The 18,442-nt window shown below is 69.0% G+C and carries 13 protein-coding genes; 6 read left to right on the top strand and 7 right to left on the bottom strand.

Going from position 1 to position 18,442, the window contains the following annotated elements; translation table 11 throughout:
- Window positions 1-167: 167 nt before the first annotated feature.
- Window positions 168-920, bottom strand: a complete 753-nt coding sequence (locus VED21_RS22820) for a glycosyltransferase family 2 protein (RefSeq protein ID WP_324886355.1) — start codon at window positions 918-920, stop codon at window positions 168-170.
- 111 nt (window positions 921-1,031) lie between these two features.
- Between VED21_RS22820 and lptF the strand changes: the two genes are divergently transcribed.
- The 3 genes from lptF to VED21_RS22805 all read left to right on the top strand — a co-directional run bounded on the left by lptF (window position 1,032) and on the right by VED21_RS22805 (window position 3,770).
- Window positions 1,032-2,159, top strand: a complete 1,128-nt coding sequence (gene lptF / locus VED21_RS22815) for an LPS export ABC transporter permease LptF (protein ID WP_324886353.1) — start codon at window positions 1,032-1,034, stop codon at window positions 2,157-2,159.
- An 11-nt stretch (window positions 2,160-2,170) separates the two neighbouring features.
- On the top strand, window positions 2,171-3,178 hold the full coding sequence (locus VED21_RS22810) for a glycosyltransferase family 9 protein (RefSeq protein WP_324886351.1): 1,008 nt from the start codon (window positions 2,171-2,173) through the stop codon (window positions 3,176-3,178).
- Between the two features lie 88 nt (window positions 3,179-3,266).
- Window positions 3,267-3,770: a flagellar biosynthesis regulator FlaF gene (locus VED21_RS22805; protein ID WP_324886349.1), complete on the top strand. Its 504-nt coding sequence runs from the start codon at window positions 3,267-3,269 to the stop codon at window positions 3,768-3,770.
- A 99-nt stretch (window positions 3,771-3,869) separates the two neighbouring features.
- Here the strand turns inward: VED21_RS22805 and VED21_RS22800 are convergent, their stop codons facing one another.
- The 4 genes from VED21_RS22800 to VED21_RS22785 form a co-directional block, all read right to left on the bottom strand.
- Complete coding sequence (locus tag VED21_RS22800; RefSeq protein WP_324886347.1) at window positions 3,870-6,089, bottom strand: hypothetical protein; 2,220 nt, start codon at window positions 6,087-6,089, stop codon at window positions 3,870-3,872.
- Complete coding sequence (flgK, locus tag VED21_RS22795) at window positions 6,086-7,495, bottom strand: flagellar hook-associated protein FlgK (RefSeq protein ID WP_324886345.1); 1,410 nt, start codon at window positions 7,493-7,495, stop codon at window positions 6,086-6,088. Before flgK ends, VED21_RS22800 begins: the two co-directional genes overlap by 4 nt.
- 73 nt (window positions 7,496-7,568) lie before the next feature.
- The gene (locus VED21_RS22790) at window positions 7,569-9,953 is read right to left on the bottom strand and encodes a flagellar hook-basal body complex protein (protein WP_324886343.1); all 2,385 of its coding nucleotides are present in this window, start codon (window positions 9,951-9,953) and stop codon (window positions 7,569-7,571) included.
- 159 nt (window positions 9,954-10,112) lie between these two features.
- Window positions 10,113-11,573, bottom strand: coding sequence for a glycosyltransferase family 9 protein (locus VED21_RS22785; RefSeq protein ID WP_324886341.1), 1,461 nt, complete (start codon window positions 11,571-11,573; stop codon window positions 10,113-10,115).
- 55 nt (window positions 11,574-11,628) lie between these two features.
- On the opposite strand from VED21_RS22785, the gene VED21_RS22780 reads away from it, so the two are divergent.
- Both VED21_RS22780 and VED21_RS22775 read left to right on the top strand, forming a co-directional pair.
- Entirely contained in the window at window positions 11,629-11,964 is a 336-nt protein-coding gene (locus VED21_RS22780) for a DUF1491 family protein (protein ID WP_324886339.1), read from the top strand.
- A gap of 112 nt (window positions 11,965-12,076) precedes the next feature.
- Complete coding sequence (locus tag VED21_RS22775) at window positions 12,077-13,780, top strand: ATP-binding protein (protein ID WP_324886337.1); 1,704 nt, start codon at window positions 12,077-12,079, stop codon at window positions 13,778-13,780.
- A gap of 12 nt (window positions 13,781-13,792) precedes the next feature.
- On the opposite strand, the gene VED21_RS22770 is transcribed toward VED21_RS22775, so the two are convergent.
- A complete protein-coding gene (locus tag VED21_RS22770) occupies window positions 13,793-14,128 on the bottom strand; it encodes a hypothetical protein (protein WP_324886335.1) in 336 nt (111 codons plus the stop codon).
- A 157-nt stretch (window positions 14,129-14,285) separates the two neighbouring features.
- Here VED21_RS22770 and VED21_RS22765 point away from each other — a divergent pair, with 157 nt between their 5' ends.
- Entirely contained in the window at window positions 14,286-14,927 is a 642-nt protein-coding gene (locus VED21_RS22765) for a response regulator transcription factor (RefSeq protein WP_324886333.1), read from the top strand.
- On the opposite strand, the gene VED21_RS22760 is transcribed toward VED21_RS22765, so the two are convergent.
- A complete protein-coding gene (locus tag VED21_RS22760; RefSeq protein ID WP_324886331.1) occupies window positions 14,928-18,419 on the bottom strand; it encodes a PAS domain-containing hybrid sensor histidine kinase/response regulator in 3,492 nt (1,163 codons plus the stop codon).
- Window positions 18,420-18,442 lie beyond the last annotated feature (23 nt).

Genomic DNA, 18,442 nt, shown 5'->3' with positions numbered 1-18,442 from the left:
CGTCACAAACTCCAGACGCAGGGACATCTTCGACACCTCCTGGAATGGCATGGCCAAGCCCTCGCTAAGCTTCGTCCACGCCCATATGTGTCAATGATGTCCCCGAACACCTGTAAAGGATGTCTCCGGTCTATACAGCTGGCGCTCAACCCAACCTACGACAATCCCTACGCCGGCTGGATGAGGTTCCGGCGTGCCTGCTCCCCGAACACCTTTTCCACCAGGAAGTCCGGCAGTTCGTACTGCGGCAGGCAGAGGCTGGTCGAGCGGTTGTGCAGCACGTGCAGCGCCAGCCCGTGCGTGTCCGGGCGCGCGGTGAAGCGGAAGCGGTCGCGCGCCGCGCGGGCGAAGGGCGCGTCCTCCAGCGCCGGCAGGGGCGGGAAGGGGTTGGCCTGCCAGACGGACCGCCGGTAGGCGTAGCAGAAGCCGTACCCAAGCACGTTGTCGTCGCTGGCCGGCGCGTCCTCCACCACGAAGCTGCGCGAGCGGCGCGCCCAGCGGTAGTGCGGCCCGCCCCGCGCGCAGTCCCAATAGCCGAAGCAGCCGTGCACGGCGGTGTAGAGGAACCACGCCGACAGCTTGGCGAAGTCGTACCCCTCCTCCAGCCAGCCGACCAGTGTTTCCACATAGTCGGGGGCGTAGAAGTCGTCGTCGTCGAAATGGACGATGTACTCGCCCTTGGCGTGCTCGGCCAGAACGTTGCGCTTCTCGCCCACCGGCACGCGGCGGGAGGCGTGCAGGTAGGTCAGCCGGTCGCTGATCAGCGGGCGCAGCGTGGGCGAGGGCTCCGGACTGTCGTCGAAGACCAGCCACTCGACGTTAGGGTAGGTCTGGGCGGCGACGCAGGCGTGGCAGAGCTGGAGGAAGCCCTCGCGCAGGAAGGTGGGCGTGACGATGCTGACGAGCGGCCGGTCGGCCATGGGCGGTTTCCTCGGACGAAGCTTTCCGCGGGCATCCTAGCATAGCTCTTGACCCGGAGCGCGCACCCCGTCAGCTTCTGCCCCGCGCCTTCCGCGGATCCGGCGACGGTGATGAATCGACTCCAACGGTACCTCTTCCGCAACCTGCTGGTTGCGACGCTCTATTCCACGGCCGGCCTGACCGTCACCATCTGGCTCAGCCAGTCGTTGCGCCTGATCGAGATCGTCGTCGAGGCGGGCGCGCCCATGCGCCTGTTCCTGTGGCTGCTGCTGCTGACCGTGCCCACCTTCCTGGGCATCGTGCTGCCCATCGCGCTGGTGGGGGCGGTGCTGTTCACCTACAACAAGCTGACCATGGACAGCGAGATGGTGGTGATGCGCGCGGCCGGCGTCGGCCCCTTCGCGCTCGCCAAGCCGGCACTGGTCCTGGCGGGTACGGTGGCGGCGATCGTCTTCGTGCTGAACCTGTGGCTGACCCCGGCCGCGCACCGCGAGCTGGTGCGCATGGAATACGCCGTGCGCACCGACTATTCGCAGCTCTTCCTGCGCGAGGGCGTGTTCAACGAGGTGTCGGAGAAGCTCAGCGTCTACGTGCGCGAACGCGACTCCGAGGGCAACTTCCACGGCATCCTTATCCATGACTCCCGCGACCAGGAGAAGCCCGTCACCATCATGGGCGAACGCGCGGTGCTGGTGACCGGTGACGCCGGGGCGCGCTTCGTCGTCTACAACGGCGACCGGCAGGAGTTCACGCGCAAGACCAGCCAGCTGGCAGAGTTGTTCTTCGACCGCTACGCCGTCGACCTGAAGGTGCTGTCCAACAGCGGCGGCGAGCGCTGGCCGGACGCGCGCGAGCGTTCAACGGCCGAACTGTTCAACCCGCCGCCCGAGGTGCGCGGGAACGAGCGCATGATCCAGCAGATGATCGCCGAGTTGCACCACCGCTTCACCTCGCCGCTGCTGGCCGTGGCCTTCACCATGGTGGCGCTGGCCAGCCTGCTGTCGGGTGAGTTCAACCGCCGCGGCCAGACCGCGAGGGTCACCACGGCGGTGCTGCTGGTCGTCCTGCTGGAGGCGGCGATGCTGGGCCTGACCAGCCTGTCGGGCAAGAAGGTGACGTTCGTGCCGCTGATGTACGCGCTGCCGGTGCTGGTGCTGATCCCGGCCGGCTGGGTGCTGGGGCAGGGATTGCGGCGAGGGCGCCACCGGCCGGCGGCGCCGCACGGGGCGGCGGGCTGAAGGGCGGCGGAGTGCGGATTCTCTTCATCACGTCGAACCGCATCGGTGACGCGGTGCTGTCCACCGGGCTGCTCGCCCACCTCGTGGACGCCCACCCGGATGCCCGATTCACGGTGGCCTGCGGGCCGATCGCCGTGCCCCTGTTCCGAGCCGTGCCGCGCCTCGACCGGCTGATCCCGCTGGCCAAGCGCTCGCTGGCCCGGCACTGGATCAGGCTGTGGGCGGAGTGCGTTGGCGTGCGTTGGGACCTTGTGGTGGACCTGCGCAACTCCGCCGTGGGGCGGCTGGTGTGGAGTCGTCGGGCGGCGTTCCACCGGCGCGTGCCCGGCGTGCACAAGGTGACGGAGATCGGCGCCGTGCTGGGCCTGGACCCGCCGCCAGCCCCGCGCCTGTGGATCGATGAGGCCGCGCGCGCCGCGGCCGACCGGCTGCTGCCGACGGGCGTGCCGTTCCTGGCCATCGGCCCGACCGCCAACTGGACCGGGAAGGAGTGGCCGGCCGACCGCTTCGCCGAACTGGCGCGGCGCCTGACCGCGCCGCAAGGGCCGCTGGCCGGCGCCAGGGTGGCCGTGCTGGCGGCGGGATCGGAGGTGGAGCGCGCGCGGCCGGTGCTGGCGGCGCTGGGCGAGGCCGCCATCGACCTGACCGGCCGCACCGACCCGCTGGCGGCGGCCGCCTGCCTGGAGCGCGCGGCGCTGTACGTCGGAAACGACTCCGGGCTCATGCACATCGCGGCGGCGGTCGGCACGCCGACGCTGGGCCTGTTCGGGCCGGGCTACCCGGAGATGTACGCGCCCTGGGGGCCACGCGCGCGGGCGGTGACCGGCACGGTGCCGCGCGACGAGCTGCTGCGCCGCATGGAGGCCGGGTCCCAGCAGGGGCTGATGGACGGCATTTCGGTGGACGCCGCGACGATCGCCGCGCAGGAAATGTTGAGCACGTTTGCTTTTTGGTCAGACTCTTGTGATGAAGTCGGGATGCGCGCCGGGAACCCGGCGGCGGCCGGCCCGTCGCGTTGACAAGACGGTACGGATCACGGACAATCGCAGTTCGCTGGCCGGTGGCGCCGGCGGTATCGACCGCGCCACGCTGGCACGAGGATTTGGAATGAAGCCGACACCGAAATACGCAAGCCGACCGGCCTCGGACGATCCCCGTGACGTGGAGGCCTGGGCGCTGGCCGAGGCGGCGCGCCGCCTCATCGACGCTGGCCACAACGCCGACAAAAACCCGGAAGCGCTGCAGGCAGCGCTGCAGCTCAATCAACGCCTGTGGACGATCTTTCAGGCGGCGATGACCGAGGACGACTGCCCCCATCCGCACGAGTTGCGCACCAACATCGCGGCGCTGTCGCTGATGGTCGACCGCGAGACGATGGCCCGCTTGGCCGACCTCGACGGCACCAAGCTGGACGTCCTGGTGAACATCAACCGCAACGTTGCCGGCGGCCTGCTGGCGCAGAAGGAGAACGGCGCCGCGGCCGCCATCCAGGCGACGCAGCCCTCGGTGGCCACCGCCCCCGCACCGCCCCCGCAGGCGCCGCGCCCGGCGGCCCCGGCCACGCCGGAAGCCACGCCGGTCTCGCGGGAATCGCTGCGCATCTCGATCTGAGCGGCGGATTCCAGGACACGCGAGAAGGCGCGCCGGGACGACCGGCGCGCCTTCTCTTTTGGGGACTTGTCGGGCCGCGCAGCGCGGCCCAACACCCCCTTACGCAATGTAGTTGATCAGCGACATCTTCTGCGTCTGGCCAGCCACGGTGTAGGCGGCCTCCAGCGCGTTCATGCTGGCGCGCAGGCGGGCGGCGACCTCGGTCTGGTCGATGCCTTCGATGGACGCGATGCGCTCGGTCACCGTCGCCATCGCGTCCTTGTGGGAATCCAGGCTCTGCTGCATGGTCGCCATGTCGGAGGCGACCCCGGCGTGGACGTTGCGCATCATGTCCTTCGCCTGCGACATCAGTTCGCGTGACTTGGTGACATACTCCTCCCACTTGCCGGGGTTGGTGGAGGCGACACGCGCCATGCGGAAGGCTTCGACCAGCGTCTGGAACGCCGGGTCGGTGCTGACTACACCGTAGTCGAGGCCGAGCCCGTCGTCGGCCGTGACCTTCGACTTCTCCCACGCCTTGGCGTTCGTCTTCTTGGTCAGGAATTCGGTATCGTAGAAGGGCAGGTTGGGTGGCCCCTGGTAGGGAACGTCGGTGAGCGCGTTGGCCTCCGGCGGCAGGGTGGAGACGGTCACGCTGTTGTTGACCGAGCTGTCGATCACGCGGGCCGAGCTATTGAACAGCGTGGTGTAGTTCGGGTGCGCCGTCGACAGCGTGTTGGTCGAGGTCAGTGTCAGGATCCCGCCTGAATTGCTCAGAGTCACCGGTGGCGTCGGCGTCTGAGTGTTGAACTGCGTCTGCAGCTTGGCCGCCACCGCAGTCACGGTGTTGGTGCCGCCGGCGAAGTCAGCCGCGGTGACCGTGTACTTGTAGGTGTACTTCTGATAGGGCGGCAGGTCCTTCGGCTCGTTCGGGTACTGATTGTAGTATTTCTGGTTGTAGGGGTCGTCGGGGTCGCCGACCTCCACCGAGAATTCGAATGTATCGCCGATGTCGACGTTGACGCCGTTCAACGTGATCCGGTCGATCTGCGGCTGTGCCGGCGTTGGCGGAATCGGGGGTATCGCCAGTGGGTCGCCCGGCCTCGGACCTGCGTCCTGAGCCCGGACCGGCACGTTGACGGTGTTGTCCACGGTGGCGCCGTTCACCACGCGGGCCGAGATGTCGAAGGGCTTGCCCTGCTCGTTGGCGATGGCGTGGATCATGCCGTTCGCCGTCGTCACCGTCATCGGCAAGGCCGGGGTGGCGCTGGCGTTGATGTGCTTGGTCAGCGTCTGCGCGACGAAGGTGACCGTGTTCCTCATCGCCGGCGACAGCGGGCTCGCCACGGTCGTCGTCGTCGTCGTGACGCCGTCGTTGACGGTGACGTCGTGGGTCGCGCCGTTGTCCGTGTAGGTGGTGAGCACCCCGTTGGCGCGGAGCTGGTAGGAATTGCCGGACAGCGCCTGATAGCTGAAGGTCTGCCCGGCGATCGAAACCTCGAAATAGTCTTCGGTGTTGGTGTTGTAGCCGTTGAGGGTGACGACGCTGTGCTGCTTGGTGGCCAGCAGATCGCCGACCGGTTCGGTGCCGAAGCGCGAGCCGGAGAACAGGAAGCGGTCGCCGAAGCGCTCGTTCAGGAGCTGGCGCACGCTGGTCAGGGCACCCTCGACGCGGTCGCGCATCTGGTCGGCGTTCGGCCAGGTCACGGTGAAGCGCGAGTTGCCCGACGCTTCCAGCTTGTCGAAGGAGAGGTTGAGGACCGCGCCGGCGCCGGGGCCGCCGGAAATCTCGAAGTTGTAGCCGCCGTCCTGGGTCGGCGGGACGGTCTTCAGGTTGATCGTGCGCATGGTGCGCCCGCCCAGCCCGTCGGTCACCGTGATGTCGTAGCTGCCGTTCATGCCGGTCGCCGAGGGGATGGCGGTCACCGTGTACTGCGCGCCGACCGTGAACTTGGAGATGTCCTGGTTGACGCGAAGCTGCATGCCGTTGGCGTTGTCGTTGTAGGGCGAGGTGACGCTCGCCGGGCCGGGCTGGAAGGGCATCAGGTTGGAGCTCTGCCAGTCGCCGGCGAGCTTCTCCAGCTGCGTCATCGCCACGTCCGTCGCCTTCACGCGGGGCAGGGCGGTGTCGATGCTCTGGACGTAGTTGGTCCGCTTCACCAGCTCGGCGCGCAGGTCGAGGAGCTTCTGCGTCTCCGGCCCGTACGCCGCGAGGTCCACCGACTTCTTGCCGGTGGTCATCTGGCGCGACAACTCGTCCACACTGTTCTGGCCTGCCGACAGGTTGCGGACCAGACCGAGATAGCGGGCATAATTGCCCATTTGTGTGATCGTGCTCATGAGACGATGCGCTCCAACGCGTCAAACATGCTGTTCGTCACTTGCATGACTCGTGCCGAAGCGGCGTACGATGTTTGAAGCTGTTGGAGCTGGGCGATTTCCTCGTCGATGTTGACGCCCGTCTGGCCCTGGTAGCGCTCGACCAGCTGGTCTTTCGCCTCCTTGTCGAAGGTGTGCCGGTCGGCCACCGTCTTGGACGCCTGCATCAGCTGGCCGGTGATGGCGTGCGCCATGCCGCTGTAGGAGGTGTCGGTCGCCGTGAGACCGTCGGCGGTCAACGTGCGGCCAACGGCGTTCATCGCCACGACCACGCTTTTGGTGGCGGAATCCTTGAGTTTCAGCTCTCCCGTCAGGAGCCGTTCGTTCACCCCGATGGTGAAGCGGTCGGTGCCCGTGAAGAACTGCGCGTTCAGCTCGCCCTCCGCCACGGGCTGCGCGCTGTTGTAGGCGTCGGCGAAGCTGGTCGCCTCGCCGTCCTTGGTCTTGGCCACGAACATGCCGGCGTAGGCGTCGAGCTGCGAGCGCAGCTTGCGGATCACCTCGGTGGCGGGGTCGGCGCTGGCGGGCGTGGGCGGGTCGGTCAGCGAGCCGTCCTTGCGCATGTTGTACAAGGCGCCCAGCTTGCCCTGCTGGAGGTGGTCGGTGATGTCGTAGCGATTGTTGCCGACCGTCAGGTTGATTTTGCCGCCGTCGAAGGTAAGATTTGCCGGCTCGGCGTCGACCAGGGCAAAACCGGACGAGGTGAACAGGGCGACGCGGCCGTCCGGCCGCTCCACCCGGCGCACGCCGACGTATTCCGAGATCTTCTGGATCAGCGCGTCGCGCTTGTCGGCCGCCTCGTTCGCCGCGTCGCCGTAGCTGCGCAGCGAGACGATGTCGTCGTTGATGCGGTCGACCTGCGCCAGCATGTCGTTCACGTCCTTGAGCGACGTGCCGAGGTCCTGCTTCATCTCGCGGTCGAGCGCCTCCACCCCCTCCGACACGCGACGGATCTCGCGCGCGAAGATGTTGGCGGACTGGACGAGCTGGTGCTTGGCCACCTCATCCTCGGGTGAGGTTTCCAGCGTCCGCCAGGCGGCGGCGAAATTGTCGGCGTAGGTGTCGAGCAGCGGCTTGCCGCTGGTCGTGCGGAAGACGTCGCCGAGCTTGGTCATGTACTCGCTTCGCACGGCCGAGGCGCCTTCGCGGGCGATCAGGTCCTCGACCTGCCCGCGCAGGCCAGCGTCCATTTCGCGGCGGTACTCGGCCGTGACGACGAAGCCGCTGCGGTCGACCATCTGCTGCAGCGTGTGCCGCGTGCGGTTGGGGTCGTTGGCGCGGGCGACGTTGTCCGAGACCACCTTCACGTTGGCCTGGATCGTGCGCAGACTGGCGGTCGCGCTGCTCAGGGCGTCGAAGAGGGACATGGCCGGGGACCTTTCGCGGATTGGTGGCCGGGTCGGCGGTCACGCCGCCCGGCCGCTCAGGGGCCTGTGGCGCTTAGCGCTTCAGGCCGAGCACTTCCTGGAGCATCTCGTCCGAGGTCGTGACGATCTTGGTGTTGGCGGAGTAGGTGCGCTGAGTGACGATCAGCTTGGTGAACTCGTCGGCGATGTCGACGTTCGAGCCTTCCACGCTGTTGGCGATGATCGCACCGGCACCGTTGGTCTCGGGATCGTTGAAGTTCGGCTTGCCGGCCTCTTCGGTCTCGATGAACACGCCGCCCGCGTCACGCTGCAGGGCGTTGGGGTTGTTGAAGGTGACCACGGGCACCCGGGCGATGACCTTGCTTCGTCCGTTGTCGAAGTTGACCACCACGTCGCCGTGATCCTTGAAGACCACGTCCTTGAACTGTCCTCGTGGCGCGCCGTCCTGGATCAGCGTGTTCACGCTCATCTCTTCGCCGGCGTACTGTGTCAGGCCGCCCGGTTTCTGGAACTGGCCCATGTTCAGCTTGATGGTCTGCGGGCCGAAGCCGTAGTTCACGACGAAGGTGATCGTCGCGTCCTGTCCGGCCGACTGGGTGGCCGCGCTGACCGCCGTGCCCGTTCCGACGAGCGCCGTGCTGAGCCCGGTCAGCGTGCCCACCGTTTCCGGCGAGGTGCCGAACGTCAGGCCAATGTGCGCCGGTGTCTGGCCGGTCACGCAGGTCTGCTGCAACGAGAATTGGTCGGCGGCATCGCCGTCCGGCGTTTTCGATATGATGGTGATGACGCCGCCCTGGGCGGTGGCCGTCACTGGCAGCGAGGTGTTCTGGTTGATCTTGTTGGCCAGCGCCGCCGTGATGTCCTCCATCGTCATTTCCTTGCCGGTGGTTGAATAGGTCACCGGTGTGCCGTTGACGGAAAGCGAGTACATCGTGCCGATGTCGCCCGGCGTGCCCGTCAGCGTGACGGTGCGCTGCTGGCGCACGCCCGCGACGTTGGCCACCGAGAAGGCGCCGGTCAGCGTGTTGGAGGCGGTCGAGGAGTTGGAGACGCCGGCGCTCGTCGCGTCGATGGCTGTGTTGGCGCTGTTGTGCTGGATGGACAAGACGCCGCCGGTGTTCGTGGCCGTCACACCGATGTTCAGCGAGTTGATCTTGTTCGCAAGATCCTGCACCACACCGGTGATGTTGGAATAGGTCGAATAGTTCAACGCTGTCACCGTCACCGAGACGGTCTGGTCCGAGCCACCCGAGCCCGAGGTGTCGACACGGATCCGAAAGGTGTCGCCGATGTCGATCTGCGACTGTGGGAAGGTGAACTTCTGGATCTGGCCCGCGACGGTGGTCGGGGCGGTCGAGGTCGGGCCGGTCACCGTGTTGTTGGTCGGTGCCGTGCCGTCCACCTGCTGGCTCACCTTGAAGGGCGTGCCAGGGTTGGCGGCGATGAGGCGGATGATGTTGCCGTTCACCGTCTGCGCCCGCACAGGTGCCGCGGGGGAGGCCGAGTTGATGGCGTTGGCCAGCGCGCCGGCCATGCCGGTGAAGGTGCCGAGCGAGGCGACGTTGTCCGACGTCACCTTGACGCTGTAGGTGGATCCGTCGATGTTGACGCTGTAAGTCTCGCCGATGCGAATGTTGGCTTGGCCGTTTGTGGACTGGCCCGACACGGTGATGGCGTTGACCTGCGCGATCGGCGTGACGCCGGCGATGTTCTGGCCGAAGGAGACGGTGGCCGGATAGCCGGCGAAGGTGCCGTCCACCGGCTTGCTGCTCGACCCCGGCGCGTCGACGGTGAGGCGCCAGTTGTTGGCGCCCTGCTGGCGCCAGTTCATGTTGATGGTGCGCGGGTTGCCCTGCGTGTCGAAGATCTGAACGCTCGACGGCGGGATGGATTCACCCTTGGCCGGGGTGGCCGGGAGGTTGGCCGAAAGGTCGATGCTGGACGTCGATACCGGCTTGTCGATCAGGGTGTTGACCTGGATCGGCGACAGCTTGTCCTTCTGCAGCGTGCCGCTGACCGGATCGACTGCCCAGCCGTTCAGCGCGTAGCCGGCGCTGTTCACCAAGTAGCGGTTCTTGTCCAGCTCGAAGTCGCCCATGCGCGTGTAGAAGGTGCTGGAGGCGCTGACGGTGCCGGTCTGCGTCTGCACTTGGCCGTTGCTGCCGGTCCCCAGCTTGCTGACGCTGAAGAAGCCCTGGCCCTGGATGCCGATGTTCGTCGGGCTTTGCACCTGCGAGAGGTTGCCCTGGATATTGTTCATGAACACCGGCTGCGCGGTGACGCCGCCAGGTGCATGCAACCGGTCGCTCGACTGCAGGACCAGCGTCTCGAACGCGGTGTTCACCCGCTTGTAGCCGAGGGTCGACGCGTTCGCGATGTTGTCCGAGATGTGGCCGAGCGCGCGCGACTGGGCGTTCAGGCCGAGGACGGCGGTTGTCATCGAACCGAAGATGCTCATGGCCGCGGATCTCCACGCTGAAGGGCAAAACGAATTGCCTTTCTCAAAGCAAACCCGATGCCAACTTCGGCCACAGCCTTAAGCGCTTGATTTTCATGGGGTCCCGCACCCTGGGGGACGGTGCCGCGCCGGTTTTTGCCGGGGGTGGGGAAGTTTTGCCTAGTGCGACTCGCCCGCCGGTTCGGGACGGGCGGCGCGTTCTTGCCGGGCGGCCACGGCGCGCAGGACGGCGGCGGTCGTCGCCGTGACCGTGCCCCAGTCGCCCGGCCGCGACTGGCGGAACAGGCGCAGCGACGGGTACCAGGGGCTGTCCGCGCGGTCGAGCAGCCAGCGCCAGTCCGGCGCGTAGGCCAGCAGCGCCCAGCACGGCACGCCCAGCGCCCCGGCGAGGTGCACGACCGCCGTGTCCACCGCGATGACGAGGTCGAGGTTGACCAGCAGCGCCGCGGTGTCGGCGAAGTCGCGTACCTCGCCCATCACGTCCTCCACCGCGGCGCCGCCGGGCAGGGAGGGCAGGGTGGCGCGAGCATCGCCCGTCTGCAGGCTGAAGAAGCGTACGCCGGGCACCGCCAGCAGCGGCGCCAGATGGCGGACCGGCAGGGAGCGGTTGCGGTCGTTGCGGTGCCGCGGGTTGCCGGCCCACACCAGCCCGACGCGCAGTCCCGGTGCACCGTCCAGCCGACGGCGCCAGCGCTCGGCGTCCTCCTCGGCGGGGCGCAGGTAGGGCACGGCGGCGGGGATTGTCGCCAGCGTCGTACCGAAGGCGCGCGGCAGGCTCATCAGCGGGCAGTGATGGTCGGTGCGCGGCGGCGTCTCGGCGCGGGCGACGACCCGCACGTCCGGCGCCAGCGTCGCCAGCAGCCGCACCAGCAGGGGATGCACCTCCAGGATCACCCTGCCGCCGCGTTCCGCCACCAGCGGGGCGTAGCGGGCGAACTGGATGGTGTCGCCGAAGCCCTGTTCGGCGTGCAGCAGGATGCTGGCGCCTTCCAGCGGCTCGCCCGCCCAGACCGGACCGGGCAAGCGCTGCCAGCGCCACTCGAACTCGGCCAAGCCACCGGCGAGGTCACCTTGCAGCAGCCGGCTGACCGCCAGCGCCAGATGCGCGTCGGCGTCGGCGGGCCGGCGTGCCAGGACGGCGCGGAAGCAGATTTCGGCGTCACCGAAGCGGCGCAGGTCGCGCAACGCCATGCCGAGGTTGACGAGCGTCTCCGTCTGCTCGGGCCGCAGCCGATGGGCACGCCACAGCCACACGGCCGCCGCGGCGCATTCGCCGAGCGCCACCTGCGCGGCGCCCAGGTTGGCGGCAGCGTCGGCAAGGCCTGGGTCGCTCAGCAGAGCCCGGCGCGCCTCGGCCACCGCCTCGTCATGCAGTGCCAGCGCGCGCAGGGCGCCGGCGCGTTGGGAACGCGACGCGGCATCGTCCGGATCAAGGCGGACGGCGCGGCCGAGCAGCAGGGCGGCACGCGGTGGCACGCCGCGCTGGCCTTCCAGCACGCCCAGCAGGTGCAGCGCCTGTTGCACCGCCGGTTCCGCCGCGAGGACGAGCCGGTACAGCCGCTCCGCTTCGCCCAGGCGGCCGGCGACATGATGGTTGACGGCGGCGTCGAGAACTTCCACGAGTGTCGCCATCCGCCCTGTCTACACCGCGCCCCGGCGCGAAGCGAGGAGAACCATGGACGACGAGCGGTTGCCGACCGAGCTGTGGGTGATGGCGCACGTCCGCGCCGCCGACGCCCAGGGTGTGCCGATGACGGTGATGCGCAAGGGCGACCGATCGCGCGGCACCGTGCTGCTGAAGATCAACCAGCTGGACGGCCGCTTTGCCGTGCTCTCCCAGGTGCGGCGGGACGAGCGGCTGGTGTGGTCGCGCGCCACCGGCGTCGACCCGGTGGACGAGGCGGCGGCCGACGCCTACATCACCCGCCAGATCAAATACGATCCCGACCTGTGGGTGGTCGAGGTCGAGGACCGCCAGGGCCGTCCCTGGTTCGAAGGCAAGGTGGTGTAGGGCGTTCCCGGCGCGCCGGTCAGGATTTTTGACATTTGTCCGGTGCGCAACGAACGGTTGGGCGCTATCGTACGAACGAACGGCGTTGGCCGCACTGCCGAAGAGGTCGTTCGTGATCGGGCGCGTCGCACCGTACTGCATCGCCGCGGCGCTGTCGCTGGCGGCAGCCGGCGCCTTCCTGGCGCTGGACGGACTCGTGCGGCGCGGGCACGAGCAGGCTGCGTACGGCGAGATCCAGAACCGGCTGGGCGTCGTCCGCTCGCACCTGGAGGGGACGCTCAACACCTCGCTGCTGGCGTCGCGGGGCATCGCCGCCTTTTTGCAGATGCGCGGCGACATCGACGCCCGGCTGTTCGGGCACCTCGCCGAGCAGCTGCTGCACGACCAGCGCCACATCCGCAACATCGGCCTGGTGCGCGACACGCGCATCATGATGGCCTATCCGGAGCAGTCGGTGATCGGCACCGACCTGCGGAACTTCCCGGTGCAGTGGGACGCCTCGTTGCGGGCCATCGAGGCGCGCGGACCGATCGTCACCGGCCCGACGCCGCTGGCCCAGGGCGGGCTGGGCATCATCGGCCGGGTGCCGGTGTTCGGCCGCGCCTCCACCGGCGACGGCGACCGCTACATCGCGCAGATCTCCATGGCGATCGATGTGCAGGGCTTGCTCGACGCGTCCGGCGTGACGCCGGAGGCGCTGCCCATGGAACTGGCGATCCGCGGCTTCGACGCCGCCGGGACCGCGCTGCCCGCGTTTGTCGGCCCGCAGGCCCTGTTCGACAGCACGGCGGTGCGCACGGAGGTGATCTTCCCGGGTGGCCGGTGGGAGATGGCGGCCGTGCCGAAGGGCGGTTGGAACGGCATGGCCGAGGGCGTGCAGGTTCAGCGGGCGCTGGGCCTGTCCGTTCTGACGCTGCTGTGGGCGGCGCTGTTCTACGGCGCGCGCCGGGCGAGCGCGCTGCGCGACCTCAACGCCACGCTGGAGCGCAAGGTGGAGGAACGGACGCGCGCCTTGGCCGCCACCACTGCCGACTTGCTGGCCGCCAAGGAAGCCGCCGAGAGCGCCAACAAGGCCAAGTCGATGTTCCTGGCGCACATGAGCCACGAATTGCGCACGCCGCTGAACGCCATCATCGGCTATGCCGACGCCATGCGCCTGGGCCTGCTGGGCGAACGGCTGTCGGACTACAGCAACGCCCGGCTGGCCGACATCAGCAAGTCCGGCCAATACCTGCACGAGTTGATCGACGAGATCCTCGACCTGGCCAAGGTAGAGGCCGGCAAGCTCGACCTGGAGGAGGCGGTGGGGACGCTGGACGAGCTGGTGGAGGAGGCGCTGGCGGTGGCGGAGGCGCAGCCGGCCGCCGGCGGCGTGCGCATCGTCCCCGAACTGCCGGCGGGGCTTCCACCCTTGCGTCTGGACCGCCGCCGCGTGCGTCAGGTGCTGCTGAACCTGCTGGCGAACGCGGTGAAGTTCACGCCGGCCGGCGGGCGCATCACCATCGCCGCGCGGATGGAGGAGGACGGCCGCCTCGCCGTCACTGTTGCCGACACGGGAATCGGCATCGCCGCCGAGGATATCCCGATGATCCTGGAGCCGTTCGGGCAGGTGCGCAGCGCCTTCCAGCGTGACCATGGCGGTACCGGCCTGGGCCTGCCGCTGTCGCGGCGGCTTATCGAGGCGCACGGCGGCACACTGGAGATCGACAGCGCGCCCGGTGAAGGGACGCGCGTCACCCTGCGCTTCCCGGCCGAACGGATCCTGTCACCGCTCGCTGGGAAGGATGTGAGCCTGACGGCCGAATCGGGACGCTGACGGGCAGCGTCCTCAGCGCGGCGTGATCGGGCGGATGGGGCGCCGCTCAACGATGGGTGCCGGTCGGTTGCCGTACAGGCCGCCGCTGCCGGTGCGCGGACCCGAGGACGAGCGCGGGCCGGACGGCGGGCCGTCGAGCGAGGCCGAGAACGGCCGCAGTTCGAAGATCCGCTTCTCCTCGGGCAGGCTTTCGGCCAGCACGATCACGGAGTTGAGCGACAGCTTCCCTTCGGCGCCGGGGCCGCGGAAGGGCTGCAGGCGGCCGGCCTGCAGGTGGGCTTGCACCTCGTCCTCGGTGCACAGGAGCCACCGTGCGGCCTCGGCGGTGCTGACGGGCTGGTCACGCATGATCATGTCTTTCCACTGACTGCCGGTCACTATGGCGTCTTGGCGGCGTCGCAACAAGCGAAAGCCGCGCTTCACCGCCTCCGCCCACGCTTGTCAGGCGTGCGCCGTCGTCCGATACTGCCGGTCCTACCAAAGTATGGGCAAATACGGGGCAGACATGTCCTACCGCGTCCTGGTTGCGGACGACCATCCCCTGATGCGCACGGCCCTGCGGCAGACCATCGCCCAGGCGCTGGGCGACGCCGAGGTGCCGGAGGCCGCCCGGTTCGAGCAGATCGGCCCGGCGATCGAGCGTTCGGAGGGCATCGACCTGATCGTCCTGGACCTGCACATGCCGGGCATGAACGGCTTCATCGGGCTGATGATGCTGCGCTCCGAACACCCGGCGATTCCCGTTCTGGTGGTCTCGGCGTCCGAGGACCACGCGACGATCCAGCGCGCCATCGATTGCGGCGCGTCGGGCTTCGTGCCGAAGTCGGCGCCCAACACGGAGATCGGCGACGCGATTCGCGCCGTGCTGGACGGCGAGATCTGGATGCCGGCCATCGAGGATGTGGTCGACTCCGGCGACGCGCTGCCGGCCCAGCGCATCGCCGGCATGACGCCCAAGGAACTGCGTGTGCTGGCGGGCATCGCCGAGGGCAAGCTGAACAAACAGATCGCCTATGAGATGAACATCGCCGAGAAGACGGTGAAGGCGCACGTTACCACGATCCTGCGCAAGCTGGGCGTGCTGAGCCGCACCCAGGCCGCGGTGATCGCCAGCCAGCTGGCGCTCGCCCCCCCGCCGGTGGAGTGATCACCCCGCGTTCCGCCGCCCCTCGGCCAGCAACTGGCCCACCAGCGCGCGCAACGCGCCCGGCCGCACCGGCTTGTAGAGCAGTTGGAAGCCCGCCTCCTCGGCCGCCGCGCGGACGGCGGTGCTGCGGTCGGCGGTGATCAGGGCGGTCGGCACCGCCGTGCCGAAGGCCTTGTGCAGCATCGCCAACGCCTCCAGCCCGGTCAGGCCGCGGCCGAGGTGGTAGTCGGACAGGATCAGGTCGGGCACGCGGCCGTCCAGCGCGGCCAGGGCTTGGTCCACCGTGGCGCCGGTGACGACGCGACACGACCAGCCGGACAGCAGGTGCTCCATGGCCTGGGCGATGGCCGCCTCGTTCTCGATGCACAGCACCAGCGCCCCCTGGAAGTCGCGCGCCCGGCCGCGGGCGGGGAGCGTGCGCACGGTGGCCGGCTCCGCCGTCAGCGGCACCAGCACGGCGAAGCCGCTGCCCTTGCCGACCTCCGAACGCACGGTGACCGTGTGGCCCAGCATGCCGGCCAGACGCTCGACGATGGCGAGGCCGAGGCCCAGGCCACGGCCGCGGTCGTCCACGCCCTGGTCGATCTGGCGGAACTCGACGAAGATCTCCTTGCGCTTGTCCTCGGGGATGCCGGGGCCGGTGTCCCACACCTCGATGGACAGGAAGGCGCCGCGCCGCCGACAGCCGAACAGCACCTTGCCCTGGGCGGTGTAGCGCACGGCGTTGGACAGGAAATTCTGCAGGATGCGGCGCAGCAGGTTGGGGTCGCTGCGAACCACGGCGTCGCAGCCGACGGTGCGCAGCTCCAGCCCGTGCTGGCTGGCCATCACGGTGAACTCGGCGCCGAGCGGCTTCAGCAGCTCGTCGATGCGCATGGCCACCGGGTTCGGCCGCACCACGCCGCTGTCCAGCTTGGAGACGTCCAGCAGGTCGCCCAGGATGTGCTCGACCGAGCGGAGCGAGGCGTCGATCTGCGCCACGGCCGGGTCGCCGGCCCGTTCGCCCAGCGCCGACAGGAACAGGCGCGCGGCGTGCAGCGGCTGCAGCAGGTCGTGGCTGGCGGCGGCCAGGAAGCGCGTCTTGCCCTGGTTGGCGCGTTCGGCCTCCGCCTTCGCTTCCGACAGCGCGTGGGTGCGTTCGGCGATCTTGCGTTCCAGGCCTTCGTTGGCTTCGCGCAGCGCGGCGGCGGCGCGGTGGCGCTCGGTCACGTCGGTGTAGACGGCGACGAAGCCGCCGTCGGGCATGGGGTTGGTGGCGATCTCCAGCACGGTGCCGTCGGGGCGTTCGCGCGTGTAGACGTCCGGCATGCCGCGCCGGCGCGGGTCGGAGCGGCGGGAGAGCAGCGTTTCGATCTCGCCGTTCTGGCCGTACTCGCCGCGCTCGTCGATGATGCGGACGATCTCGCGCAGGCTGGTGCCGACCTGGACCGAGCTGTCGGGCAGGTCCAGCAACTCCAGGAAGCGGCGGTTCCAGATGGCGATGCGGAAGTCCGGGTCGAACACGCCGATGCCCTGGCGGACGTTCTCCAGCGTGGCGTGCAGCAGCTCGTGCTGCTTGAGGATGGCGCGCGACGCCTCGTCGATGATCAAGCGCGCGTCGGTGCGCGACAGGCGGCGGTCGGTCAGCAGGCCGGCCACCACCACGCGGGCCGACGCCGAGCCGATGGCGCCGGCCAGCAGGCGCTCGGTCAACTGGATCGCCTCGCCGTCGCTGCGCACCACCATGGTGCTGGCGAAGTTGGGCGAAGCGCCGGGGCGCACCCGCAGCAGCGCGTGGAAGGCGGCATCCGCTTTGGCGCGGCCGACGTAGCGCACGGCGAGGTCGTAGAGGTCGGCGACCGTTACCCCCTTGGGCGGGGCCGGGGTGCTGTCCTTGGGCCGGCTGCGGCGCAGCGAGACGAAGCGCAGGGCCTGCTGCGCCTCCAGCGTCGACTGGCGGGTCAGCAACGACAGCAGAACGAACAGCGCGATGTTGGGGCCCAGGCTCCACAAGGCAGAGTGGGTCAGCGGGTCGAGCCCGTCGATGGCCTTCAGCGCCGTAGGGCTCAGCGCCTCGAAGCCGAACAGGCCGGCGCGCAACGCGTCGGGCGTGATCCAGCCGGCCTCGGCGAAGGAGGGCAGCAGCATGGTGTAGGCCCAGCCGAGGAAGCCCACGCAGATGCCGGCGACGGCACCGGTGCGGTTGGCGCGCGTCCAGAACAAGCCGCCCAGCAGCGCCGGGCCGAACTGCGCCACCGCTAGGAAGGACATCATGCCGATCGCCGCCAGCGGGAAGGCCGAGCCGATCAGCCGGTAGCAGCCGTAGGCCAGCACCAAGATGACGATCACCGCCGAGCGGCGCACCGCCAGCAGCACCGGCACCGGATCGGTGCGCCAGCGCGCGTTGCCCGGCCGCAGCGACATCAGCACCGGCAGCGCCACGTCGTTGCTGATCATGGTGCTGAGCGCCACCATCTCGACCAGGATCATACTGGTCGCGGCCGACAACCCGCCGATGAAGGCCAGGAGCGCCAGCCACGGCCAGCCCTGCTGGAGCGGGATGGAGACCAGGAAGCTGTCGGCGTCCTTCGCCTCGGCCGCGAACAGGGTGAGGCCGGCCAGCGCCACCGGGACGACGAACAGGTTGATGGCGATCAGGTAGGCCGGGAACAGCCGCGCCGCCTTGCCGACGTCGCCGACGTGCGTGTTCTCCACCACCGCCACGTGGAACTGGCGCGGCAGGCACAGGATGGCGAGCGCGGAGAGCGCGCAGGCCACCCACCAGTCCGGCTGCCCCAGGTCCAGGCTCAACACCTGCGCCATTTCCGGCTTCGAGGCGGCGGCGATCAGCCCCTCCAGGTCGCCGAACACCGCCAGCGTGATGACCAGGCCGACGGCGAAGGCGGTGGTCAGCTTCACCACGGATTCGGCGGCGATGGCCATCATCAGGCCGCGGTGGTGTTCGTTGGCGTGGATGCTGCGCACCCCGAACAGCACCGCGAAGGCGGCCATCAGCAGCGCCACCAGCAGCGTCGTGCCGCCGGGCATGGCGTTGAACTCCACGCCCAGCGCCTTATCGGCCAGCACCTCGAAGCTGATGGTGATGGCCTTCAGCTGCAGCGCGATGTAGGGCAGCAGGCCGATGACCGCGGTCACCGTGACCAGGGCGGCCAATCCCTGGCTCTTGCCATAGCGGGCGGCGATGAAGTCGGCGATGGAGACGGTGTTCTCCACCTTGGCGATGCGCACGATGCGCGCCAGCAGCGGCCAGCCGAAGCCGATGATCAGGATGGGGCCGATGTAGATCGGCAGGAAGTCGAACCCGTCCGTCGCCGCCCGACCGATGCTGCCGTAGAAGGTCCACGAGGTGCAGTAGACGCCGAGGCTGAGCGAATAGAGCAGCGGGTTGCGCCGCTCCCCCGCCCGGTCTGCCGTCCGGTCCCCGTACCAGGCGATGGCGAACAGCGACGCGAGGTAGGCCAGGGAGAGGATGAGGACGAGCGAATTGTCCATGGGCGTCGCCGATCGGAACGTGC

Source organism: Azospirillum sp. (genome assembly GCF_035627195.1).
GTDB lineage: Bacteria > Pseudomonadota > Alphaproteobacteria > Azospirillales > Azospirillaceae > Azospirillum.
This window is presented reverse-complemented; position numbering and strand designations above follow the sequence as displayed.